The 21,077-nt window shown below is 61.0% G+C and carries 23 protein-coding genes; 15 read left to right on the forward strand and 8 right to left on the reverse strand.

What is annotated here, in order from left to right; genetic code table 11:
• Complete coding sequence (locus tag BMX59_RS06025) at nucleotides 1-576, reverse strand: DUF6436 domain-containing protein (RefSeq protein WP_093120541.1); 576 nt, start codon at nucleotides 574-576, stop codon at nucleotides 1-3.
• Nucleotides 577-675: 99 nt separating this feature from the next.
• Between BMX59_RS06025 and BMX59_RS06030 the strand changes: the two genes are divergently transcribed.
• Complete coding sequence (locus BMX59_RS06030) at nucleotides 676-1,599, forward strand: phospholipase BipL (RefSeq protein WP_071490482.1); 924 nt, start codon at nucleotides 676-678, stop codon at nucleotides 1,597-1,599.
• 42 nt (nucleotides 1,600-1,641) lie between these two features.
• Here the strand turns inward: BMX59_RS06030 and BMX59_RS06035 are convergent, their stop codons facing one another.
• Entirely contained in the window at nucleotides 1,642-2,394 is a 753-nt protein-coding gene (locus tag BMX59_RS06035; protein ID WP_071490422.1) for a DUF2059 domain-containing protein, read from the reverse strand.
• A gap of 131 nt (nucleotides 2,395-2,525) precedes the next feature.
• On the opposite strand from BMX59_RS06035, the gene BMX59_RS06040 reads away from it, so the two are divergent.
• Entirely contained in the window at nucleotides 2,526-3,158 is a 633-nt protein-coding gene (locus BMX59_RS06040; RefSeq protein WP_071490421.1) for a 2OG-Fe(II) oxygenase, read from the forward strand.
• Nucleotides 3,159-3,160: 2 nt separating this feature from the next.
• The gene (locus BMX59_RS06045) at nucleotides 3,161-3,643 is read left to right on the forward strand and encodes a 2-thiouracil desulfurase family protein (protein ID WP_093120544.1); all 483 of its coding nucleotides are present in this window, start codon (nucleotides 3,161-3,163) and stop codon (nucleotides 3,641-3,643) included.
• On the opposite strand, the gene BMX59_RS06050 is transcribed toward BMX59_RS06045, so the two are convergent.
• Entirely contained in the window at nucleotides 3,594-4,121 is a 528-nt protein-coding gene (locus BMX59_RS06050; protein ID WP_093120548.1) for a transporter substrate-binding domain-containing protein, read from the reverse strand. The two genes, BMX59_RS06045 and BMX59_RS06050, sit on opposite strands and share 50 nt — an antisense overlap.
• 134 nt (nucleotides 4,122-4,255) lie before the next feature.
• Between BMX59_RS06050 and BMX59_RS06055 the strand changes: the two genes are divergently transcribed.
• Entirely contained in the window at nucleotides 4,256-4,696 is a 441-nt protein-coding gene (locus BMX59_RS06055) for a DUF4399 domain-containing protein (protein WP_058426501.1), read from the forward strand.
• 64 nt (nucleotides 4,697-4,760) lie between these two features.
• On the opposite strand, the gene serA is transcribed toward BMX59_RS06055, so the two are convergent.
• Complete coding sequence (gene serA / locus BMX59_RS06060) at nucleotides 4,761-5,990, reverse strand: phosphoglycerate dehydrogenase (RefSeq protein ID WP_093120551.1); 1,230 nt, start codon at nucleotides 5,988-5,990, stop codon at nucleotides 4,761-4,763.
• Between the two features lie 205 nt (nucleotides 5,991-6,195).
• Here serA and BMX59_RS06070 point away from each other — a divergent pair, with 205 nt between their 5' ends.
• From BMX59_RS06070 to BMX59_RS06085, 4 genes are all read left to right on the forward strand, one after another.
• Complete coding sequence (locus BMX59_RS06070; RefSeq protein WP_016979015.1) at nucleotides 6,196-7,590, forward strand: FAD-binding oxidoreductase; 1,395 nt, start codon at nucleotides 6,196-6,198, stop codon at nucleotides 7,588-7,590.
• Nucleotides 7,591-7,611: 21 nt separating this feature from the next.
• A complete protein-coding gene (locus BMX59_RS06075) occupies nucleotides 7,612-8,277 on the forward strand; it encodes a fumarylacetoacetate hydrolase family protein (RefSeq protein WP_071490417.1) in 666 nt (221 codons plus the stop codon).
• Nucleotides 8,278-8,504: 227 nt separating this feature from the next.
• Nucleotides 8,505-9,431, forward strand: coding sequence for an SdiA-regulated domain-containing protein (locus tag BMX59_RS06080; protein WP_093120554.1), 927 nt, complete (start codon nucleotides 8,505-8,507; stop codon nucleotides 9,429-9,431).
• A 120-nt stretch (nucleotides 9,432-9,551) separates the two neighbouring features.
• Nucleotides 9,552-10,460, forward strand: a complete 909-nt coding sequence (locus tag BMX59_RS06085) for an SdiA-regulated domain-containing protein (RefSeq protein ID WP_092241850.1) — start codon at nucleotides 9,552-9,554, stop codon at nucleotides 10,458-10,460.
• Here the strand turns inward: BMX59_RS06085 and rpiA are convergent.
• Nucleotides 10,447-11,121, reverse strand: a complete 675-nt coding sequence (gene rpiA, locus BMX59_RS06090) for a ribose-5-phosphate isomerase RpiA (protein ID WP_016979019.1) — start codon at nucleotides 11,119-11,121, stop codon at nucleotides 10,447-10,449. The genes BMX59_RS06085 and rpiA overlap by 14 nt on opposite strands.
• 137 nt (nucleotides 11,122-11,258) lie before the next feature.
• On the opposite strand from rpiA, the gene ilvA reads away from it, so the two are divergent.
• Both ilvA and BMX59_RS06100 read left to right on the forward strand, forming a co-directional pair.
• Nucleotides 11,259-12,773, forward strand: coding sequence for a threonine ammonia-lyase, biosynthetic (ilvA, locus tag BMX59_RS06095; protein ID WP_092241852.1), 1,515 nt, complete (start codon nucleotides 11,259-11,261; stop codon nucleotides 12,771-12,773).
• A 40-nt stretch (nucleotides 12,774-12,813) separates the two neighbouring features.
• Nucleotides 12,814-13,227, forward strand: coding sequence for a DUF2269 family protein (locus BMX59_RS06100; protein WP_093120559.1), 414 nt, complete (start codon nucleotides 12,814-12,816; stop codon nucleotides 13,225-13,227).
• A gap of 102 nt (nucleotides 13,228-13,329) precedes the next feature.
• Here the strand turns inward: BMX59_RS06100 and BMX59_RS06105 are convergent, their stop codons facing one another.
• On the reverse strand, nucleotides 13,330-13,986 hold the full coding sequence (locus tag BMX59_RS06105) for a histidinol-phosphatase (RefSeq protein WP_092241857.1): 657 nt from the start codon (nucleotides 13,984-13,986) through the stop codon (nucleotides 13,330-13,332).
• A gap of 143 nt (nucleotides 13,987-14,129) precedes the next feature.
• Here BMX59_RS06105 and BMX59_RS06110 point away from each other — a divergent pair, with 143 nt between their 5' ends.
• Complete coding sequence (locus BMX59_RS06110; RefSeq protein WP_003176750.1) at nucleotides 14,130-14,609, forward strand: RNA pyrophosphohydrolase; 480 nt, start codon at nucleotides 14,130-14,132, stop codon at nucleotides 14,607-14,609.
• 22 nt (nucleotides 14,610-14,631) lie between these two features.
• Nucleotides 14,632-16,911, forward strand: coding sequence for a phosphoenolpyruvate--protein phosphotransferase (gene ptsP / locus BMX59_RS06115; protein ID WP_093120561.1), 2,280 nt, complete (start codon nucleotides 14,632-14,634; stop codon nucleotides 16,909-16,911).
• A gap of 125 nt (nucleotides 16,912-17,036) precedes the next feature.
• Here ptsP and BMX59_RS06120 read toward each other — a convergent pair whose 3' ends face one another.
• The gene (locus tag BMX59_RS06120) at nucleotides 17,037-17,783 is read right to left on the reverse strand and encodes an NRDE family protein (protein WP_092241863.1); all 747 of its coding nucleotides are present in this window, start codon (nucleotides 17,781-17,783) and stop codon (nucleotides 17,037-17,039) included.
• A 120-nt stretch (nucleotides 17,784-17,903) separates the two neighbouring features.
• Here BMX59_RS06120 and BMX59_RS06125 point away from each other — a divergent pair, with 120 nt between their 5' ends.
• The 3 genes from BMX59_RS06125 to BMX59_RS06135 all read left to right on the forward strand — a co-directional run bounded on the left by BMX59_RS06125 (nucleotide 17,904) and on the right by BMX59_RS06135 (nucleotide 20,465).
• On the forward strand, nucleotides 17,904-18,686 hold the full coding sequence (locus BMX59_RS06125; protein WP_071490409.1) for a sulfite exporter TauE/SafE family protein: 783 nt from the start codon (nucleotides 17,904-17,906) through the stop codon (nucleotides 18,684-18,686).
• A gap of 78 nt (nucleotides 18,687-18,764) precedes the next feature.
• Nucleotides 18,765-19,577, forward strand: a complete 813-nt coding sequence (gene lgt / locus BMX59_RS06130) for a prolipoprotein diacylglyceryl transferase (RefSeq protein ID WP_071490408.1) — start codon at nucleotides 18,765-18,767, stop codon at nucleotides 19,575-19,577.
• A 54-nt stretch (nucleotides 19,578-19,631) separates the two neighbouring features.
• Entirely contained in the window at nucleotides 19,632-20,465 is an 834-nt protein-coding gene (locus BMX59_RS06135) for a thymidylate synthase (RefSeq protein WP_092241868.1), read from the forward strand.
• Between the two features lie 138 nt (nucleotides 20,466-20,603).
• On the opposite strand, the gene cadR is transcribed toward BMX59_RS06135, so the two are convergent.
• Entirely contained in the window at nucleotides 20,604-21,044 is a 441-nt protein-coding gene (gene cadR, locus BMX59_RS06140) for a Cd(II)/Pb(II)-responsive transcriptional regulator (RefSeq protein WP_092241870.1), read from the reverse strand.
• Nucleotides 21,045-21,077 lie beyond the last annotated feature (33 nt).

Consider the following 21,077-nt stretch of genomic DNA (forward strand, 5'->3'; position numbering starts at 1 on the left):
TTACGAGCCTTTTGGCCACGAACAATAGCAGCCCACCGCCAGGGTGTGAGTAGCATTTATCTCGCGCCCCGCTTCAAGGGCCTTCAGGATCGGCTCAATAAAGCTGTTGCTGGAATTGCACGTAAGGCCCTCGCTGTAGGGCCCGAAATACGCGAGCTTGCCTGTGCGATCCCAGATCCCCACGGCCGGGCTGGCCGGCACCTGGTCGGCGCCGGGCAGGGCGGTGAGGGTTTTCATCGTGCGCAGGTTGTCGGGCAGTTGGCCGTGGCTGCCGGGCTTTTGCAGGGCGTAGAACTCGACGCCTTGGGGCGCGTACTGCTCGATCAACTCGCCCAGGTGCTGCTGGTTGCCGACGTTGCACGGGCAGGCTGGGTCCCAGAAGTGCACCAGGCGGATCGGGCCGGGGCCGGCGAGGTCGGCGGGCAGCTTCAATGGATCACCGGAAAACACCGCCGTGTGTTCGCTGAAGGCGCGCAGGTAGCGGCCCTGGAACCAGTCATACGCCGCCCACAGCACGCCGGCGCAGATAACCAGGATCAGGCTGGCGAATAGAGCGGTGCGGTAGGGCTGTCGCATTCAGATGTATCCTCGGAGGTCGCGTAGCTTGCCATGCTTGTCCTGACAGATGAATATCGCAGCTCGATATTCATCTTCGCCGCCAGTCTGGAAGCCTTTATGCCTGTCACCTTTGACCCCGATCATCTGCGCGAAAGCTTGCAGCCCCTGGTGGATGCGCAACCGCTTTCAGCCGAGGCACGGGTCTACCAGCGTTTCTATGGGCTGGACCAGGCGGTGAGTCGCCTGGGGCGCTTCGAGGTGGATGGATTCGAGGTGGTCGCGCAAGTGTGGTGGCCGCCCACACCGGTGGCCACGATGTTCATGTTCCACGGCTTCTACGACCACATGGGGCTGTACCGTCATGTGGTGAAGTGGGCGCTGGACCAGGGCTTCGTGTTGATCGCCTGCGATCTGCCCGGGCATGGGCTGTCCAGCGGCGCGCGTGCCAGCATCGACGATTTTGCGGTGTACCAGCACGTGGTGCAGGCCCTGTTTAGCCAGGCCGAAGCCCTGCAATTACCACAACCCTGGCACCTGTTCGGGCAAAGCACCGGCGGCGCGGTGGTGGTGGACCACCTGCTCAACCACGGCGCCGACAGCCCCGCCCAGGGCAAGACCTTCCTGCTGTCCCCCCTGGTGCGGCCGCGTGCGTGGGGCTGGTCGCAGGTCAGCTATTACCTGCTGCGCCCCTTCGTCAAAGGCATTGCGCGGCGGTTCAGCGAAAACACCAACGACCCCGCGTTCAAACCGTTCCTTGAAGCCGACCCGCTGCAGCCGCGCCAGTTGCCGACCGCCTGGGTGGGCGCCTTGGCGCGCTGGATCAAACACATCGAAGCCGCACCGCGCAGCCCTCGGCGGCCGGTGATCGTGCAGGGTGAAGAAGACATGACGGTGGACTGGCAGCACAACCTGCAGGTGTTGCGGAGCAAGTTCGACCAGCCGGAGGTGTTGATGCTGCCGCGTGGCAGGCATCACTTGGCCAATGAGATTCCGGAGATTCGCGAGCAGTACTTCAGGTATCTCACCCAGCACCTGAACTAAGACGATCCAAATGTGGGAGGGTGCTTGCCCCTCCCACATTTTTTACTGCGCAAGGCTTGAGGTGCTTTGGCCGACCGCCAGGCCCGCGCGAATAGCGGCAAGGGCTGCCTGGTAATACGCCTTACCTTCCGGCGACTCCGCAAACGTCGCGAATTCTTCCAACTCCGGGTCGGACAGATCCCGATAGACGTACAGCAGCGTGTTGTTCAGATCCTTGTCGATCTGCTGCATCAACCGTTCACGTTGACCGTTCAACATGCCTTGGGCCTGGCCGCCGCCCAGCAGGCCGGGGATCATCTGGCTCAGGCTGTCGGCCGCCACGCCGGCAATCGCCAGGCTGACTTCCGCGCCGGCTTCACGGGCCGGCAGGGCCTGGGCCAGATGGCCGATGATCAGGCTGCGTGTGGCGCCGGCTTCGATTTTCGGCAAACCCTGGGCGTTTTTCGCCAGTTGGTCACGGCGGGTGGCGAGCAATTCGGCGGCGACAATCTTGCGGCCCAGGGGCGATTGGAAAAACGCCAAGGCAGGCGCAGGGTCCGCCAGGTGCTTGCGCAATTGCGCTTCGGCACGCTGGTCCATGGCCTGGGCGGCAAAGCGTTTATTGCTGTTATCCACCAGCGCCTGGTACACCGCCGGCGGCAGGCTATTGCGATAGCGTTGCTGGGCGGCACTGAGGGCGTCATTGAAATGCGCACGTTGTTCGGCCCAGCCGGCGACCTTGTACAACTGGTCATGGCCGTCTGCCCAGGCGGGCAAAACGCAGAACATCAGCAAGGAAAAAAACAAACGACGCATAGGGACTCCTGTCAGTCGGCCACTATTGTCCGTGTCGGGCGTAGGATTTGTCGAGAAGTCCTATCAGTCACCTGACTAAAGTGTATTCAGACGCTCGGCGGCTCTGTCGGATTCAGAGGCGTATGGATACTATGCGCGCCATGCAAATGCCCTTCGATCACCCCTTGCTGCAACGTATTGTCGACGACCTGGCCGAAAAGGGCTGGTCCCGACAGGACGGCTTCCTGCCCCAGGCTCTGACCCTGGAACTGGCGGCTGAGTGCCGTAAACGCAAGGCCGAAGGTGAGCTGGCCCCGGCAGCGGTAGGGCGCGGCCCGAGCCAGGAGATCCGTGAAGGCATTCGCGGTGACCACATCCAGTGGCTTGAAGAGGGCGATGCGGCGGTTTGCGACACCTATATGGCGGTGATGGACAGCCTGCGCCTGGCCATGAACCGTGGCCTGTTCCTGGGCCTGGAAGACTTCGAAAGCCATTTCGCGATGTACCCGCCGGGGGCGTTTTACCTCAAGCACCTGGACCGTTTCCGCGACGATGACCGGCGCATGGTCTCGGCGGTGATCTACTTGAACGATGCTTGGCTGCCCGAACATGGCGGCCAGTTGCGCATGTACCTCAAAAACGGCGTCGAATACGACGTGGTGCCCACCGGCGGTAGCCTGGTGGTGTTCCTGTCGGGCGAGGTGCCCCACGAAGTGATGCCCGCCACACGCGAACGCCTGTCCCTCACCGGCTGGTTTCGCCGGCGGGGCAACGAGCCGTTCTGAGCATGCAAAAGATTCTGATCAGCCGCTGCCTGCTCGGGCACAAGGTGCGTTACGACGGTGGCGCCAGCGGGCCGTTCGACCAGTTGGCCGCGTGGCAGGCCGAGGGGCGTTTGGTTGCGATCTGCCCGGAAGTGTCGGGTGGTTTGCCGACACCGCGTCCGCCCGCCGAGATTCCCGGCGGGCAGGGTGTGGATGTGTGGGAGGGGCGTGCCCAGGTGCTGACGGCCGAGGGCGAAGATTTCAGCGCAGCGTTCCTTGATGGTGCCCGCCAGGCACTGGCTCTGGTTCAACGCCACGCTATCCGCATCGCCGTGCTCAAGGCCAATAGCCCGTCCTGTGGCAACCTGCTCACCTATGACGGTACTTTTACCGGCGTGAAAGTGAGTGGCGAGGGCGTAACCGCGGCACTGCTCAAGCGCCACGGCGTGCAGGTGTTCAGTGAGCTGGAGCTGCCTGAGGCTGCGCGGGCACTGGCGCGGCTGTAGTTGGGGTTTCTCCTTCAAACCACTTCTGCGACAGCGCCTTTAACCGGCCATCCTCCTTCACCCGCTTCAGCGCGCCATCCAGGCTCGTCTTGAACGCCGGGTTACCCTTCTGGAACGGGATCACCAAATCAGGCTTCTCGCGATAAACCTCGCTGAAATCGAACTGATCCTCAAGGTCGGCAGTCTTAGCGATATGGTTGATGGCCACGTCGTACTTGCCGGTTGCCACGCCGGGCAGCAAGTCGACGTCATCGGTGGTGATGAACGAGGAGCGCACATCCATTTCCTTTGCCAGCAGTTCACCCAGTTCCACTTCGAAACCGGTGAGTTTGTCGCCTTCCTTGAAGTTGAACGGAGGTGTATTGGCTTCAAGGGCGATGCGCAGTTCGCCACGATCGAACACATCATCGACCAGCTCGGCGTGAGCCAGGGGGCTCACAAGGGGAAGCAGCAGTAACAGGCCAGGCGAAAAGCGCATGGTCACTCCTAGAGAATTTTTATGTGCGAGGCGCCGGTCAGCATCGCTTTGCTATGGTGTTGAGTGCCTTGGACAGCAATTTGTCGCGAAGTTGTCTTAACCCTACAGATTTCACAGAAAAACTGGAGAAGCGAATGAAAGCCCTTTTGTCCCGTGCCACCCTGGCCTCCCTGATGCTGGGTGCTTCGATGTTGGCAAACGCTGCTGATGTTCCCCGCACCCCCGCACCCAAGGGCGCCGAGGTGTTTATCGTCTCGCCCAAAGATGGCGCCACCGTCGACAAGACCTTCACCGTCAAGTTTGGCGTGAAGGGGCTGGACCTGGAACCGATCGACAAGCAGGTGCCCGGTGCCGGTCACCATCACCTGCTGGTCGACCAGGACGTGACGTCGCTCAAAGCAGACGAGGCGATCCCGGCCACCGCCACCTCTATCCATTTCGGCAAGGCGCAAACCGAAACCGAACTGACACTGGCCCCAGGCAAGCACACCTTGCAACTGGTGGCGGGCGATAACGTGCACCGCCAGTTCGAGCCCACTGTAGCCTCGAAAGTGATCACGGTTAACGTCAAGTAAGATTTGTTCAGATGCAAAAAAGGGAGCCCCGAGGGGCTCCCTTTTTCGTGGTGCGGTCGAAACCTTAGAACAACACGCGGCTACGGATAGTGCCGTTGATGTGCTGCAGCTTCTCTTGCGCCAGGTCCGAGTACTCGGCGTCGACGTCGATCACCACGTAGCCGACCTTCTCATTGGTCTGCAGGAACTGACCGGAGATGTTGATGCCGTTTTCCGCGAAGACCTTGTTGATCTCCATCATCACGCCAGGGATGTTCTGGTGGATGTGCAGCAGACGGTGTTTGCCAGGGTGAGCCGGCAGGGCCACTTCCGGGAAGTTCACGGACGATACCGAGGTACCGTTGTCGCTGTACTTGACCAGCTTCTCGGCCACTTCCAGGCCAATGTTGGCTTGGGCTTCAGCGGTGGAACCGCCGATGTGCGGGGTCAGGATCACGTTGTCCAGGCCACGCAGCGGGCTTTCGAAGATGTCGTCGTTGGAGCGAGGCTCAACCGGGAACACGTCGATGGCGGCGCCGATCAGGTGCTTGTCCTTGATCGCATCGGCCAGGGCGTCCAGCTCGACCACGGTGCCGCGTGCGGCGTTGATCAGGATGCCGCCCTTCTTGATGGCGCGGATTTCTTTGTCGCCGATCATCCACTGGGTCTCGGCGGTTTCCGGAACGTGCAGGGTCACGATGTCGGACATGCCCAGCAGCTCGGTCAGGCTGGCCACTTGGGTGGCGTTGCCCAATGGCAGCTTGGTCAGGGTGTCGTAGAAGAACACCTGCATACCGAGGCCTTCAGCCAGGACCGACAACTGAGTGCCGATCGAGCCGTAACCGACGATGCCCAGCTTCTTGCCGCGGATCTCGAAGGAGTTGGCCGCGCTCTTGATCCAGCCGCCACGGTGGCAGGAAGCGTTCTTCTCGGGAATGCCGCGCAACAACAGGATGGCCTCGGCCAGCACCAGCTCCGCCACGGAACGGGTGTTGGAGTACGGTGCGTTGAACACCGCGATGCCGCGCTCGCGCGCAGCAGAGAGGTCGACCTGGTTGGTGCCGATGCAGAAACAGCCGACCGCCACGAGTTTCTTGGCGTGATCGAAGATTTCTTCGGTCAGCTGAGTGCGGGAGCGAATGCCGATAAAGTGCGCGTCGGCGATCTTTTCCTTGAGCTGGGCTTCCGGCAGAGAACTGGTGATGTACTCAATGCTGGAGTACCCGGCGGCCTTCAGTACTTCGACGGCCGATGGGTGGACGCCTTCCAGAAGAAGGAACTTGATCTTGCTCTTATCGAGAGAAGTCTTGCTCATCTGCGTAAACCTGTATCCCGGAGAAAAATGGCAGGGAATCGGATCGCTTAAGCTGACCCGGACGGCAGGAAAGCCGTCACCGCAGAAACGCCCTTGGGCTCTGTCCTGCGGGGGCGGTATGCTAGCATACGCGCCCCGCTAAACACTCATTCCTGCGACGTGAAGCGTTCTCAGGATGACCATGAATTGTTCGAGAGTTCTGTCGATGACCCATCCTGCCCTGATTGATGAGCTAAAGACCCTGGTTGAGCCCGGCAAAGTGCTGACCGATGCAGACTCCCTGGAGGCTTACGGCAAGGATTGGACCAAGCACTTCGCACCCGCCCCGACCGCCATCGTCTTCCCCAAGACCACTGAGCAGGTCCAGGCCATCGTGCGTTGGGCCAATACCCACAAGGTGGCGCTGGTGCCATCCGGTGGGCGTACTGGCCTGTCGGCCGCTGCCGTGGCGGCCAATGGCGAAGTGGTGGTGTCGTTCGACTACATGAACCAGATCCTCGACGTGAACCTCACCGACCGCACCGCCGTGTGCCAGCCGGGCGTGGTCACCAAGCAATTGCAGAACGTTGCCGAAGAAAAAGGCCTGTACTACCCGGTGGACTTCGCGTCGTCGGGTTCCAGCCAGATTGGCGGCAACATCGGCACCAATGCCGGCGGAATCAAGGTCATTCGCTACGGCATGACCCGCAACTGGGTGGCCGGCATGAAGGTCGTCACCGGCAAGGGCGATGTACTGGAGCTGAACCGCGACCTGATCAAGAACGCTACCGGCTACGACATGCGCCAACTGTTCATCGGCGCCGAAGGCACCCTGGGCTTTGTGGTCGAAGCCACCATGCGCCTGGATCGTGCGCCGAAAAACCTCACCGCCATGGTGCTCGGCACTACTGACTTTGATTCGATCATGCCGGTATTGCACGCGTTCCAGAGCAAGCTGGACCTGACCGCCTTCGAGTTCTTCTCCGACAAGGCCCTGGCCAAGGTCATGGGCCGTGGCGACGTGCCGGCGCCGTTCGAAACCGAGTGCCCGTTCTATGCGCTGCTGGAATTCGAAGCCACCACCGAAGAAGTCGCCAACCACGCACTGGAAACCTTCGAGCACTGCGTGGAACAAGGCTGGGTGCTGGACGGTGTGATGAGCCAGAGTGAAACCCAGCTGCACAACCTGTGGAAACTGCGCGAGTACATCTCCGAGACCATTTCCCACTGGACCCCATACAAGAACGATATTTCGGTGACTGTCTCCAAAGTACCGGCGTTCTTGAAGGAAATTGACGCGATCGTCGGCGAGCACTATCCGGACTTCGAAATCGTCTGGTTCGGCCACATCGGCGACGGCAACCTGCACCTGAACATCCTCAAGCCGGAAAACCTGAGCAAGGACGAGTTCTTTGCCAAGTGCGCCACCGTAAACAAGTGGGTGTTCGAAACCGTCGAGAAATACAACGGCTCGATCTCCGCCGAACACGGCGTTGGCATGACCAAGCGCGATTACCTGACCTACAGTCGCTCGCCGGTTGAAATCGAATACATGAAGGCTGTCAAAGCGGTGTTCGACCCGAACGGGATCATGAACCCTGGCAAGATCTTCGCTGTTTAATCGCCCTGAAGGAGTCGTTCCATGAGCTACCAGCACAAGTATGTCGACGGCACCAACATCCACTTTCCGGTGGGGAAAGTGGTGTGTATCGGGCGTAACTACGCCGAACATGCCAAGGAACTGGACAACCCGGTACCGACCGAACCGTTGCTGTTCATCAAGCCGGGCAGCTGTGTGGTGCCGTTGGGCGACAGTTTCACTATCCCCACCGAGCGCGGTTCGGTGCATTACGAAGCGGAGATCGCGGTGTTGATCGGCAAGCCATTGTCGAACAAGCCCAGCCGTGAAGAAGTGCTGGATGCCATCTCCGGCTTCGCCCCGGCCCTGGACCTGACCCTGCGCGACAAGCAGGCCGAGTTGAAAGCCAAGGGCCTGCCGTGGGAAATCGCCAAGTCCTTCGACGGCGCGGCGGTGATTGCGCCGTTCGTGGTGGGCAGTACCTTTGCGGACGTGACCGACATCGGCATCCGCCTGACCATCAATGGCGAGGTGCGCCAGGACGGCAACAGCGCGCAGATGCTCAACCCGATCATCCCGATGATCCAGCACATGGCCGGCTGCTTCTCGCTGCAGGCGGGCGACGTGATCCTCACCGGCACCCCGGCCGGTGTAGGCCCGCTGAATGTGGGGGATGAGTTGGTGCTGGAACTGGCGGGCCAGCATCGTTTTGAAAGCGTTGTTCGTTAAGCACTGACAAAACGTGGTCAAAATTGTGGGAGGGGGCTTGCCCCCGATGGCGGTGTATCAGTCAAACATCTGTTGCCTGACACTCAGCAATCGGGGGCAAGCCCCCTCCCACATCCCAGGCTTTTGCATTTTTTTCACACGCCATCCGGATAATCCTCAGCCTCGTTCGCGCAGGCCCGTTGTTCCTGTGCTATCACCTAACGCTGACTTTCCGGAAAAAGCGCCCAATGGCCGTGTCCCTGCCCTCCGCTTCACCCAAGCCGCGTTCCCGCTTTGCCATGCGCTGGTATTCCTGGCTGTTGCTGACAGGGGTGATCCTGTATGGCGTGGCCTGGGCCCTGCACTGGGATGATCGCGGTGTGTTGTGGGTGCTGGAGCGCTTTGAGACGCCGGCTGAACGCCAGCAGAGCGTATGGCTGCCGGACTACCATGCGGTCATCGATGGCAAGCTCTTGCCGGGGATGGAGAAGGACGAAGCGTCAGACGTTGCCTACAACCCACAGACCAAAACCCTGTTTTCCGTGATGGGCAAAAACCCGTTCCTGGCCGAGTTGAGCCTGCAAGGCGATGTATTGCGCAAGATGCCGCTCAACGGCTGGGACAACCCGGAAGGCGTGACCGTGATGGAGAATGGCCTGTTGGCAGTGGTCGACGAGCGCCAGCACACCCTGACCATCGTCAAGGTCGATGCGAGCACCACCCAACTGAACAAGGCCGACTTCACCAGCTATGACCTCGGCCCGTCCAAGGACCAGAACAAGGCCTTCGAAGCCATCACCTGGGACAAGCGTAACCAGCAGTTGATCCTTGGCGAAGAGCGCCCGCCCGCGCTGTTTACCTGGAAAAGCGACGGCGGCCCGACCCTGGCGGGCGATAAACAAACGCTGGCGAGCAAAGAACTGGACATGCGCAACCTCTCGGCCCTGTCCGTCGACCCGCGTACCGGGCATTTGCTGGTGCTGTCGGCCGACTCCCATCTGTTGCTGGAGCTGGACGAGAAGGGCCAGCAAGTCAGCTTCATGACCCTGCTCGGCGGTTTCAATGGCCTCAAGCACACCATTCCCCGTGCCGAAGGGGTGACCATGGACGAGGAGGGCACGCTGTACATCGTCAGTGAGCCAAACCTGTTCTATCGGTTCGAAAAGCAGAAATAGCACACCGATTACGTCAGATATGTCTCTGTGAGCGGCATCTGCCAGACATCCGGGCGTGTTTAAGTTTAAATTCAGATGGGCGTGATATTCATTCGCCACTTTTGAATTTGAGCCCGCCCGATGCAACGACTAGCCCGCCCCAAACCCCTGTTCATCATGCTTGCGCTGATCGCCCTGGTCAGCGCCGGGGCCGTTGCGCAGCATTTTCGCCTGTTCGAACGTGCCTGGTTCAATTGGCAGGTATGGCGCCAGCCAGCGGACGAACGCTCCATCGGGCTGGCGGACTACCGCGTCACGCTGGAGGCCCAGGCCATTGAGGGGCTCGACGACGATGTCTCGGCCCTGACCTACGACCCGGTGCGCAAAAGCCTGTTCACCGTCACCAATAAAAACGCCGAGCTGATCGAATTGTCCCTGGAGGGCAAGATCCTGCGGCGCATCCCCTTGATCGGGTTCGGCGATGCCGAAGCCGTGGAGTTCATCAGCGACAACATCTATGTCATCAGCGATGAGCGCCAGCAGCGGCTGATCAAGGTGCATGTGGACGATGACACCCAATTCCTCGACGCCGCCGATGCAGAGCAGATGACCCTGGGTTTGCATGTCGGTGGCAACAAGGGCTTTGAAGGCCTGGCCTACGACTCGGTGGGCAAGCGCCTGTTCGTGGCCAAGGAGCGCGACCCGATGCTGATCTATGAGGTGCATGGCTTCCCGCATTTCAAACCGGAAAAAACCTACTCGGTACACGTGATCAATAACCCCAAGCGCGATGCCGGGTTGTTTGTGCGTGACCTGTCGAGCCTGCAATACGATGAGCGCAGCGGCCATCTGCTGGCGCTGTCGGATGAGTCGTTTCTGGTGCTGGAACTGGATATCGACGGTCGCCCGTTGAGCAGTCTGTCACTGCTCAACGGACGCCATGGCCTGACGAAGCGAGTGCCGCAGGCCGAAGGCATCGCCATGGATGACGAGGGCGCGCTGTACCTCGTCAGCGAGCCGAACCTGTTCTACGTCTTCAAGAAGCCTTGAGGGTTTTGACGCCTTCGGCGGTGCCCAGCAGCAGCACATCGGCCGGACGCGCCGCGAACAGGCCGTTGGTGACCACGCCGACAATCGCGTTGATCTGCGTTTCAAGCTCCACCGGATTGGTGATCTGCATGTTGAACACATCGAGGATAATGTTGCCGTTGTCGGTCAGCACACCTTCACGGTACACCGGGTCGCCGCCCAGCTTCACCAGCTCGCGGGCCACGTGACTGCGGGCCATCGGGATCACTTCCACTGGTAACGGGAAGGCACCGAGCACCGGCACCAGCTTGCTGGCGTCGGCGATGCAGATGAAGGTCTTGGCCACAGCCGCGACGATCTTCTCGCGGGTCAGGGCTGCGCCGCCGCCCTTGATCAGGTTCAGGTGTTCGTCGCTTTCATCGGCTCCGTCGATGTAGAACTCCAGGTCGCTCACGGTGTTGAGCTCGTACACCGGAATGCCGTGGCCCTTGAGGCGTGCGGCGGTGGCTTCGGAGCTGGCCACGGCGCCATCGAATGCGCCCTTGTGCTGGGCCAGTGCATCGATAAAGCAGTTGGCGGTGGAGCCGGTGCCGACACCGACGATGCTCTTGTCGTCGAGTTTAGGAAGGATTAAATCGACGGCGGCCTGGGCCACTGCCTGTTTGAGTTGATCCTGGGTCATGCGGGCTCCGGAACGGGCGGGGAGTTATCGAGGGGCGCGAGTATAACCCAACAAAACCTCTGGATTCGTGTGGTCGCCCGCCCAAACGCTGGGTTAGACTCCTTGGCCCTGCCCAACCCGCCCAGTGATATCCGCCGATGCTTGAACAGTACGTCAAAAAGATCCTCACCTCGCGCGTTTACGACGTTGCCGTAGAAACCCCGTTGCAGACCGCCCGTCAGCTCTCCGAGCGGCTGGGCAACCAGGTCTGGCTCAAGCGTGAAGACTTGCAGCCGGTGTTCTCGTTCAAGATTCGCGGCGCCTATAACAAGCTGACTCAACTGAGCGCCGAAGAACGAGCGCGCGGCGTGGTCACCGCGTCGGCCGGCAACCATGCCCAGGGCCTGGCCCTGGCGGCGAAGGTGCTGGGGGTCAAGGCCACCATCGTGATGCCCAAGACCACGCCTGAAATCAAGGTCGAAGGCGTGCGCTCCCGTGGCGGCAAAGTGGTGCTGCATGGCGATTCGTTCCCGGAAGCCCTTGCCTACTCGCTCAAACTGGTCGACGAAAAAGGCTACGTGTATATCCACCCCTACGATGATCCGCACACCATTGCCGGGCAGGGCACCGTGGCGATGGAGATCCTGCGCCAGCATCCAGGGCCGCTGGACGCGATTTTCGTACCGGTGGGCGGCGGCGGGCTGATCGCCGGTATTGCGGCGTACGTGAAATACCTGCGCCCCGAGATCAAGATCATCGGCGTCGAGCCGGACGACTCCAACTGCCTGCAAGCCGCCATGGCTGCTGGCGAGCGCGTTGTGCTGCCGACCGTGGGCATCTTTGCCGATGGCGTGGCGGTGGCGCAGATCGGCCAGCACACCTTCGACATCTGCAAGGACTATGTGGATGAAGTGATCACTGTGAACACCGACGAGATCTGTGCGGCGATCAAGGACATCTACGACGATACCCGTTCCATCACCGAGCCGGCAGGGGCTTTGGGCGTGGCCGGGATCAAGAAGTACGTCGAGACCCGTGGTGTCACCGGACAGACCCTGGTCGCCATCGACTCCGGCGCCAACGTCAACTTCGACCGCCTGCGCCACGTGGCCGAACGCGCCGAGCTGGGTGAAGGCCGCGAAGCCATCATCGCCGTGACCATCCCCGAGAAGCCCGGCAGCTTCAAGGCGTTCTGCGAGGCCGTGGGTAAACGCCAGATCACCGAATTCAACTACCGCTACCACTCCGGCAGCGAGGCGCACATCTTTGTCGGCGTACAGACCCATCCGGAAAACGATCCGCGCAGTGCCCTGATCGCCAGTCTGACCCGCCAGGGGTTCCCGGTGCTGGACCTGACCGAGAACGAACTGGCCAAGTTGCACATTCGTCACATGGTGGGCGGGCACGCGGCCAAGGTCAGCGATGAAGTGGTGTTGCGCTTCGAGTTTCCGGAGCGTCCGGGGGCGTTGTTCAACTTTCTTAACAAATTGGGCGGGCGCTGGAACATCTCGATGTTCCACTATCGCAACCACGGCGCAGCAGACGGCCGTGTAGTCGCCGGCCTGCAAGTGCCGGCGGATGAACGTCACCTGGTACCGGCCGCCCTGGAAGCCATCGGCTACCCGTACTGGGATGAAAGCGATAACCCGGCCTACAAACTGTTCCTCGGTTGAGCGACTACGCTGAAGGGGCGGCCTTCAAGGAAAACGACACATGGAAACCCTGACCACCCTGAAAGTTATCCACATGGCAGCCACCGTGGTGTTGCTGCTCAGTGGCCTTGGCCTGGCGCTGCTGGCCTGGCGCAAACGCAGCGCCGGCCCGGCGGTGACCGTGCAGCGCCCGTGGGCGTTCGTCTGGTTGCTGATGGGCGTGTGCGTGGTCAGCATGCCGTTTACCGGCTGGTGGCTGGTGCACCTGGTTGGCTGGCCGCTGGGCCAGACCTGGATCCTGGGTTCCAGCATCCTCTATACCGTGGCGGCGCTGGCCTGGTTCTGGCTGGTGGCGCGGCTCAATCGCCTGCGCAAAGGCGAGGGTGGTAGCCTGAACTTCACGCTGGTGCTGGCGGTGGTCAGTCTGGCGGGGTTTGTGGCGATTGCCGGTCTGATGGGCGCCAAGCCGGTTTAAGGCTTTGGACCGAGTCGTCTGCATCGGGGGCAAGCCCCCTCCCACATTTTGACCGTGTGAACCCGATCAAGTGTGGGAGGGGGCTTGCCCCCGATAGCTTCATCAGCTGCGCAGCGTGATCACCGGCCAGCCGCGTTTCTCGGCCTCGGCCCGCAGATTCGGGTCCGGATCCACCGCCACCGGGTGAGTCACTTGCTCCAGCAGCGGCAAGTCGTTCATCGAGTCGCTATAGAAATAGCTGTCTTGCAGGCTGTACCCGGTTTCTTCCAGCCAGCGGTTCAAGCGGGTCACCTTTCCTTCACGGAAGCACGGCACATCGGTGCTGCGCCCGGTGTAGCGGCCGTTTTCCATCTCGCACTCGGTGGCGATCAAGGTTTCAACGCCCAGGCGTGCGGCAATCGGCGCGGTGACGAAACGGTTGGTGGCGGTGATGATGACCAACTTGTCACCGGCGGCGCGGTGTTTGGCCAGCAGCTCAATGGCCAGCGGCAGCATGATCGGCTCGATGCAGTCGCGCATATAGTCGTTGTGCCACTCGTTCAACTGGGTGATCTCGGTGCGGCCGAGGATCTCCAGGCAGAAGTTCAGGTAGGCGGCGTTGTCCAGCTTGCCGGCCAGGTAATCCTGGTAGAACTCGTCGTTGCGGGCCTTGTAGGCCACCGGGTCGAGAATCCCGCGTTCACAGAGGTAATCGCCCCAGGCGTGATCGCTGTCACCGCCGAGAAGGGTGTTGTCCAAGTCGAATAAAGCCAGGCGCATTGCAGTTACTCGCTGAAAAGTCTGTAAAAAGGCGTCCAGAATACGGTCTTTTCACAAGAGTGCACATAAGGTACGAAGCCTCGTTGCCGCTTCATCAACCTTTGTGGAACAATGCGGCGACATGCGTTTGCGAGGTTGTTGCCGTGATCGACCCCGATGGTTTCCGTCCTAATGTCGGGATTATTCTTACGAATGATGCCGGACAGGTGCTATGGGCTCGCCGAATCAACCAAGATGCCTGGCAGTTTCCTCAAGGTGGAATCAACCCCGACGAGACCCCTGAAGACGCCTTGTACCGCGAGTTGAACGAAGAAGTCGGCCTTGAGCGCGAAGATGTACAGATTCTGGCCTGTACCCGTGGCTGGTTGCGCTATCGTTTGCCGCAACGCCTGGTGCGTACCCACAGCCAACCGCTGTGTATCGGCCAGAAGCAGAAATGGTTTCTCCTGCGCCTGATCTCCAATGAGCAGCGGGTGCGGATGGATTTGACCGGTAAACCGGAGTTCGATGGCTGGCGCTGGGTCAGCTATTGGTATCCGTTGGGCCAGGTGGTGACATTCAAGCGCGAGGTTTATCGTCGCGCGCTCAAAGAGCTTGCCCCGCGCCTTTTAGCGCGCGACTGACGACGGAGTTCGACCCCGAGCCATGCTCAATACGCTGCGCAAGATCGTCCAGGAAGTTAACTCCGCCAAGGATCTCAAGGCGGCGTTGGGGATTATTGTGTTGCGCGTCAAGGAAGCCATGGGCAGCCAGGTCTGCTCGGTTTACCTGCTGGACCCCGAGACCAACCGTTTTGTGCTGATGGCCACGGAGGGCTTGAACAAGCGCTCCATCGGCAAGGTCAGCATGGCGCCCAATGAAGGTCTGGTGGGCCTGGTGGGGACGCGTGAAGAACCCCTGAACCTTGAAAACGCGGCCGATCACCCGCGTTATCGCTACTTTGCCGAAACCGGTGAAGAGCGTTACGCCTCGTTCCTTGGGGCACCGATCATTCACCACCGCCGCGTCGTCGGCGTGTTGGTCATCCAGCAGAAAGAGCGCCGTCAGTTCGACGAAGGTGAAGAAGCCTTCCTCGTGACCATGAGCGCGCAGCTCGCCGGGGTTATCGCCCACGCCGAGGCCACTGGCTCGATTCGCGGCCTGGGGCGCGAAGGCAAGGGTATCCAGGAAGCCAAGTTCGTTGGTGTACCCGGTTCGCCAGGCGCTGCGGTCGGTACGGCGGTGGTCATGCTGCCGCCGGCGGATCTGGACGTGGTGCCGGACAAGACCGTCACCGACATCGACGCTGAAATCAAACTGTTCAAGACCGCCCTGGAAGGCGTGCGCGCCGACATGCGCAACCTGTCGACCAAGCTGGCCACCCAACTGCGCCCCGAAGAGCGCGCGCTGTTCGACGTGTACCAGATGATGCTCGACGACGCGTCGCTGGGTAATGAAGTCAAGACCGTGATCAAGACCGGCCAGTGGGCCCAGGGCGCGCTGCGCCAGGTGGTCACCGATCACGTCAACCGTTTCGAACTGATGGACGACGCCTACCTGCGCGAACGGGCCTCGGATGTGCGTGACCTCGGTCGCCGTCTGCTGGCGTACCTGCAGGAAGATCGCACCACCAACCTGGTCTACCCCGACAACACCATCCTGATCAGCGAAGAGCTGACCGCGACGATGCTTGGCGAAGTGCCGGAAGGCAAACTGGTCGGCCTGGTGTCGGTACTCGGCTCGGGTAACTCCCACGTCGCGATCCTGGCCCGGGCCATGGGCATCCCGACGGTGATGGGCCTGGTGGACCTGCCGTATTCCAAGGTGGATGGTATCGACATGATTGTCGATGGCCATCGCGGCGAAGTCTTCACCAACCCCAGCGAAGTGCTGCGCAAGCAATACGCCGAAGTGGTCGAGGAAGAGAAGCAACTGGCGCTGGGCCTCGATTCATTGCGCGAGTTGCCATGCGTGACCACCGATGGTCACCGTGTGCCGCTGCTGGTGAATACCGGCCTGCTCGCCGACGTGGCCCGTGCGCAACAGCGTGGCGCCGAAGGGGTGGGGCTGTACCGCACCAAAGTGCCGTTCATGATCAACCAGCGTTTCCCGAGCGAGAAGGAGCAACTGGCGATTTATCGCGAGCAACTGCAGGCCTTCCACCCGTTGCCGGTGACCATGCGCAGCCTGGACATCGGCGGCGACAAGTCACTGTCGTATTTCCCGATCAAAGAGGACAACCCGTTCCTCGGCTGGCGCGGCATTCGCGTCACCCTCGACCACCCGGAAATCTTCCTGGTTCAGACCCGCGCCATGCTCAAGGCCAGCGAAGGCCTGAACAACCTGCGCATCCTGCTGCCGATGATCTCCGGCACCCATGAGCTGGAAGAGGCGCTGCACCTGATCCACCGCGCCTGGGGCGAAGTACGCGATGAAGGCGCCGACGTACCGATGCCGCCGATTGGCGTGATGATCGAGATCCCGGCGGCGGTGTACCAGGCCAAGGAACTGGCGCGGCAGGTGGACTTCCTGTCAGTGGGGTCCAACGACCTGACTCAATACCTGCTGGCTGTGGACCGTAACAACCCACGGGTGGCCGACCTCTACGACTACCTGCACCCGGCGGTGCTGCAAGCCCTGCAACATGTGGTGCGCGACGCCCATGCCGAAGGCAAGCCGGTGAGCATCTGCGGCGAAATGGCTGGTGACCCGGCGGCGGCGGTGCTGTTGATGGCGATGGGCTTTGACAGCCTGTCGATGAACGCCACCAACTTGCCTAAGGTGAAGTGGATGCTGCGCCAGGTGGAGCTGAGCATGGCCAAGGAGCTGCTGGCGAAGTTGATGACTATCGACAACCCGCAGGTTATCCACAGCTCGTTGCAGTTAGCCTTGAAAAACCTGGGACTGACGCGGATGATCAACCCGGCCTCGGCCAAAACCTTGTAAGGCCTGACACAAATCAAAATGTGGGAGGGGGCTTGCCCCCGATGAGGGAGTGTCAGCAGCAAATGTGTTGCTGACACACCGCTATCGGGGGCAAGCCCTCTCCCACATTTGGTTTTGTGGTGTGGCTAGATATTGAGTTCAACCTCGCCAAGCCGCCCACCATGCGGCCCAAAACTGCGCTCCACCATCCGCCGCGACCCATCCGCATTCACGATCAACGCCGTACTCGCCCTGGTCCCATAACTTGGGCTGGCGATAAACACGCTCGACAATAAACTTTCCGTCGCCAACCCCACCCCTGTATCTGGCAGATCGGCAAACGGCGCTGTCTGCGGATCACTCAAAATCCCCAACAGTGCCTCCGGCTGCGGATCATCCAACAGCGCGCTCAACGCCGCCCTGGCCTTGAGCAACTTGGGCCACGGCGTATCCAGCCCCGCGTTGGATAGCCCATACACCCCGGCCTTCAGGCGCGTGGGCTCGGTATGGTTGGCGTTGTAATGCCACAGCTCATCCCGCGTTCCCACCAGCAGATTGAATCCGGCATATTCAATCGAACGGCCGTTAACATCGGCTAAATATTCGTCAATCGGCAGCGAACCGTTGAGAAACCGCGCCACTAATTCCCCCCGTGACTTACGGGCCGGCGGTTGATGAGGATCACGGATATTGGTCAGGGCAGCGAAGCGCCCGTCGGCGTTCACTCCCAGCCAAGTGCCACCGGCTTCCTGGTCACGGCCGGCGTACACCTGTGGCGCATCCGGCCACTGGGCCAGCGGCAGGCTGGGGCGGGCGTAGAACTCATCGCGGTTGGCCGCGACGATCAGCGGCTGGGCGTGGCCCGGCCGCCAGGCAAAAACAATCAGGCACATCAGGCGATCCCTTTTGTGTTTTCAACCACTCTACCCACTCAAGCAGAGGCGTTCCATCGTATCCAGTTGGGTCGCACGCCTTCCATCCGTTAACATGCCGGACTTGGTTCGGGGGCTCCCATGGAATTTCTGCTGTATTTGCTGCTCGGCGCCTGTGCGGGCGTGCTCGCCGGGCTGTTCGGCGTGGGCGGCGGGATCATCATCGTGCCGGTGCTGGTGTTCAGCTTCACCTTGCAGGGGTTTGACCCGCAGGTGCTGACCCACCTGGCGGTGGGTACTTCCCTGGCGACGATCATCTTTACCTCGGTGAATGCCGTGCGTGAACACCACCGGCGGGGCGCGGTGCGTTGGCCGATCTTTGTGTGGATGACCGTGGGCATCCTGATTGGCGCCGGCTTTGGCGCGCTGACTGCCGAGGCGATTTCCGGCCCGCACCTGCAAAAGATCATTGGCGTGTTTGCCTTGCTGGTGGCCGTGCAACTGGCCCTGGAGGTCAAGCCCAAGGCCAGCCGTACGGTGCCGGGCAAGGTTGGCCTGACCGTGGCGGGGACGTTTATCGGCTGGGCCTCGGCGATTTTCGGAATTGGCGGCGGTTCGCTGACCGTGCCATTCCTGACCTGGCGCAGCGTGCCGATGCAGCAGGCGGTGGCCACTTCATCGGCCTGTGGCTTGCCGATTGCGGTGGCCAGTGCATTAAGTTTCATGATTCTGGGCTGGCATGACCCGCTGTTGCCCGCTCATAGTCTAGGGTTCGTGTATTTGCCAGCGCTGTTGGGCATTGCCCTGACCAGCATGGTGTTCGCCCGTTTCGGCGCACGCCTGGCGCATCGCTTGTCGCCGCGGTTGCTCAAGCGGTTGTTCGCCGGGTTGCTGTTCTGTGTCGGTTTGAACTTTTTGCTTTGAAAAAACTTGAGTAATGCAGGCTTAATCGCGGCCCGGCATGGTCCGCACGCTTAACGAATGATTTAACGAGGAGTCGCAATGCTGCCTTACCCGCAGATCGACCCGGTGGCCCTGGCCATCGGTCCGCTGAAAATCCACTGGTACGGGTTGATGTACCTGATCGGCATCGGCGGTGCCTGGTTTCTGGCCTCCCGACGCCTGAACCGGTTCGACCCGACCTGGACCAAGGAGAAACTCTCCGACATGGTCTTCTGGCTGTCGATGGGGGTGATTGTCGGCGGGCGACTCGGCTACGTGCTGTTCTATGATCTGTCCGCGTACATCGCCAACCCGACATTGATCTTCGAAGTATGGAAAGGCGGCATGGCGTTCCACGGCGGCTTTATCGGTGTGATGATCGCTGCCTGGTGGTTCGGTCGCCGCAACGGCAAGTCGTTCTTCCAACTGATGGACTTCGTCGCGCCGATGGTGCCGATCGGCCTGGGCGCCGGGCGTATCGGCAACTTCATCAACGCCGAGTTGTGGGGCAAGCCGACCGACGTGCCGTGGGCCATGGTGTTCCCGCCGTTCAGCGATCCGGCGCAACTGCCGCGCCACCCGTCGCAGCTCTACCAGTTTGCGTTGGAAGGCGTGGCGCTGTTCCTTATCCTGTACATCTTTTCGCGCAAACCGCGCCCGACCATGGCGGTTTCCGGCATGTTCGCGCTGTTCTATGGGATCTTCCGCTTTATCGTCGAGTTCGTGCGTGTGCCGGATGCGCAACTGGGCTACCTGGCGTTCGGTTGGGTGACCATGGGCCAGATCCTCAGCCTGCCGATGATCATCGGTGGCCTGGGCCTGCTGTGGTGGGCGTACAACCGCCCGCAACCTCTGAAGAACACCGCGCTTTAAATTCGAATGCCCAGATCTTTATCTGGCCTGGGCTTCAACGATACGGGTACCAACATGAAGCAATATCTCGAGCTACTGAACGACGTCGTGACCAATGGATTGACCAAGGGCGATCGCACCGGTACCGGCACCAAAGCCGTGTTTGCCCGTCAGTATCGGCATAACCTGGCCGACGGCTTCCCGCTGCTGACCACCAAGAAGCTTCACTTCAAAAGCATTGCCAATGAACTGATCTGGATGTTGAGCGGCAACACCAACATCAAGTGGCTGAACGAAAACGGCGTGCGCATCTGGGACGAATGGGCCACCGAAGACGGCGATCTGGGCCCGGTGTACGGCGAACAGTGGACCGCCTGGCCAACCAAGGACGGCGGCACGATCAACCAGATCGACTACATGGTCCACACCCTCAAGACCAACCCCAACAGCCGCCGCATCCTGTTCCACGGCTGGAACGTCGAGTACCTGCCGGACGAAACCAAGAGCCCCCAGGAAAACGCCCGCAACGGCAAACAAGCCCTGCCACCGTGCCACCTGCTGTACCAGGCGTTCGTGCATGACGGTCACCTGTCGATGCAGCTGTATATCCGCAGCTCCGACGTCTTCCTCGGCCTGCCGTACAACACCGCCGCGCTGGCCTTGCTCACCCATATGCTGGCCCAGCAGTGCGACCTGATCCCCCATGAGATCATCGTCACCACCGGCGACACCCACGCCTACAGCAACCACATGGACCAGATCCGCACCCAGCTGGCGCGCACGCCGAAGAAGCTGCCGGAACTGGTGATCAAGCGCAAACCTGCGTCGATCTACGACTATAAGTTCGAAGACTTCGAGATCGTGGGCTACGACGCCGACCCAAGCATCAAGGCTGACGTCGCCATCTAACGACTGTCCTGGTGTTAAAGTGTGGGCTTATGTGGGAGGGGGCTTGCCCCCGATAGCGGTGGATCAGCCAAGTATTGGGTGGCTGAAACTCCCCATCGGGGCAAGCCCCCTCCCACATTGGAACCGTGTTGCCTTGAGTTAATGGCCGTGGCTTCTGCCCACATGTGAGGGCTCGGCCTCGCTGGCGGCAACACCTCCGCTGACCTCCAGTTGCTGCAAAATCCCACAGTGATCCCCGCCACCACAGCGCTGGCGCAGGTCCAGCAATTGCTCCTGCAACGCCAACAGCCCATCGATCCGCGCTTTCACGTGGTGGATATGCTCGTCGATCAGCGCATTCACGCTTTCGCACTGGTCCTGGGGGCTGTCCCGTAGCCCCAGCAGGCTGCGGATTTCTTCCAGGGTCATGTCCAGGCTGCGGCAATTGCGGATAAACACCAACCGCTCGGTGTGTGCCTGGGTGTATACGCGGTAGTTGGCATCGGTGCGCGCCGGCGGCGGCAGCAGGCCTTCCTTCTCGTAGTAACGGATGGTTTCCACCGGACAGTCGGTCAGTTTGGCCAGTTCGCCGATCTTCATCGCAACAATCTCCAAATGGGTGCTTGACCCTAT

Source organism: Pseudomonas sp. NFR09 (assembly GCF_900111535.1).
Lineage (GTDB): Bacteria > Pseudomonadota > Gammaproteobacteria > Pseudomonadales > Pseudomonadaceae > Aquipseudomonas > Aquipseudomonas extremorientalis.

Coding starts and splice junctions, on each gene's coding strand:
- BMX59_RS06125 (WP_071490409.1), top strand. CDS start 17,904: ATGGAATTTCTGCTGTATTTGCTGCTCGGCGCCTGTGCGGGCGTGCTC.
- BMX59_RS06105 (WP_092241857.1), bottom strand. CDS start 13,986: ATGCGCCTGGCTTTATTCGACTTGGACAACACCCTTCTCGGCGGTGAC.
- cadR (WP_092241870.1), bottom strand. CDS start 21,044: ATGAAGATCGGCGAACTGGCCAAACTGACCGACTGTCCGGTGGAAACC.
- BMX59_RS06075 (WP_071490417.1), top strand. CDS start 7,612: ATGAGCTACCAGCACAAGTATGTCGACGGCACCAACATCCACTTTCCG.
- BMX59_RS06025 (WP_093120541.1), bottom strand. CDS start 576: ATGCGACAGCCCTACCGCACCGCTCTATTCGCCAGCCTGATCCTGGTT.
- ptsP (WP_093120561.1), top strand. CDS start 14,632: ATGCTCAATACGCTGCGCAAGATCGTCCAGGAAGTTAACTCCGCCAAG.
- serA (WP_093120551.1), bottom strand. CDS start 5,990: ATGAGCAAGACTTCTCTCGATAAGAGCAAGATCAAGTTCCTTCTTCTG.
- lgt (WP_071490408.1), top strand. CDS start 18,765: ATGCTGCCTTACCCGCAGATCGACCCGGTGGCCCTGGCCATCGGTCCG.
- BMX59_RS06120 (WP_092241863.1), bottom strand. CDS start 17,783: ATGTGCCTGATTGTTTTTGCCTGGCGGCCGGGCCACGCCCAGCCGCTG.
- BMX59_RS06135 (WP_092241868.1), top strand. CDS start 19,632: ATGAAGCAATATCTCGAGCTACTGAACGACGTCGTGACCAATGGATTG.
- ilvA (WP_092241852.1), top strand. CDS start 11,259: ATGCTTGAACAGTACGTCAAAAAGATCCTCACCTCGCGCGTTTACGAC.
- BMX59_RS06070 (WP_016979015.1), top strand. CDS start 6,196: ATGACCCATCCTGCCCTGATTGATGAGCTAAAGACCCTGGTTGAGCCC.
- BMX59_RS06050 (WP_093120548.1), bottom strand. CDS start 4,121: ATGCGCTTTTCGCCTGGCCTGTTACTGCTGCTTCCCCTTGTGAGCCCC.
- rpiA (WP_016979019.1), bottom strand. CDS start 11,121: ATGACCCAGGATCAACTCAAACAGGCAGTGGCCCAGGCCGCCGTCGAT.
- BMX59_RS06040 (WP_071490421.1), top strand. CDS start 2,526: ATGCGCGCCATGCAAATGCCCTTCGATCACCCCTTGCTGCAACGTATT.
- BMX59_RS06100 (WP_093120559.1), top strand. CDS start 12,814: ATGGAAACCCTGACCACCCTGAAAGTTATCCACATGGCAGCCACCGTG.
- BMX59_RS06080 (WP_093120554.1), top strand. CDS start 8,505: ATGGCCGTGTCCCTGCCCTCCGCTTCACCCAAGCCGCGTTCCCGCTTT.
- BMX59_RS06035 (WP_071490422.1), bottom strand. CDS start 2,394: ATGCGTCGTTTGTTTTTTTCCTTGCTGATGTTCTGCGTTTTGCCCGCC.
- BMX59_RS06030 (WP_071490482.1), top strand. CDS start 676: ATGCCTGTCACCTTTGACCCCGATCATCTGCGCGAAAGCTTGCAGCCC.
- BMX59_RS06045 (WP_093120544.1), top strand. CDS start 3,161: ATGCAAAAGATTCTGATCAGCCGCTGCCTGCTCGGGCACAAGGTGCGT.
- BMX59_RS06055 (WP_058426501.1), top strand. CDS start 4,256: ATGAAAGCCCTTTTGTCCCGTGCCACCCTGGCCTCCCTGATGCTGGGT.
- BMX59_RS06085 (WP_092241850.1), top strand. CDS start 9,552: ATGCAACGACTAGCCCGCCCCAAACCCCTGTTCATCATGCTTGCGCTG.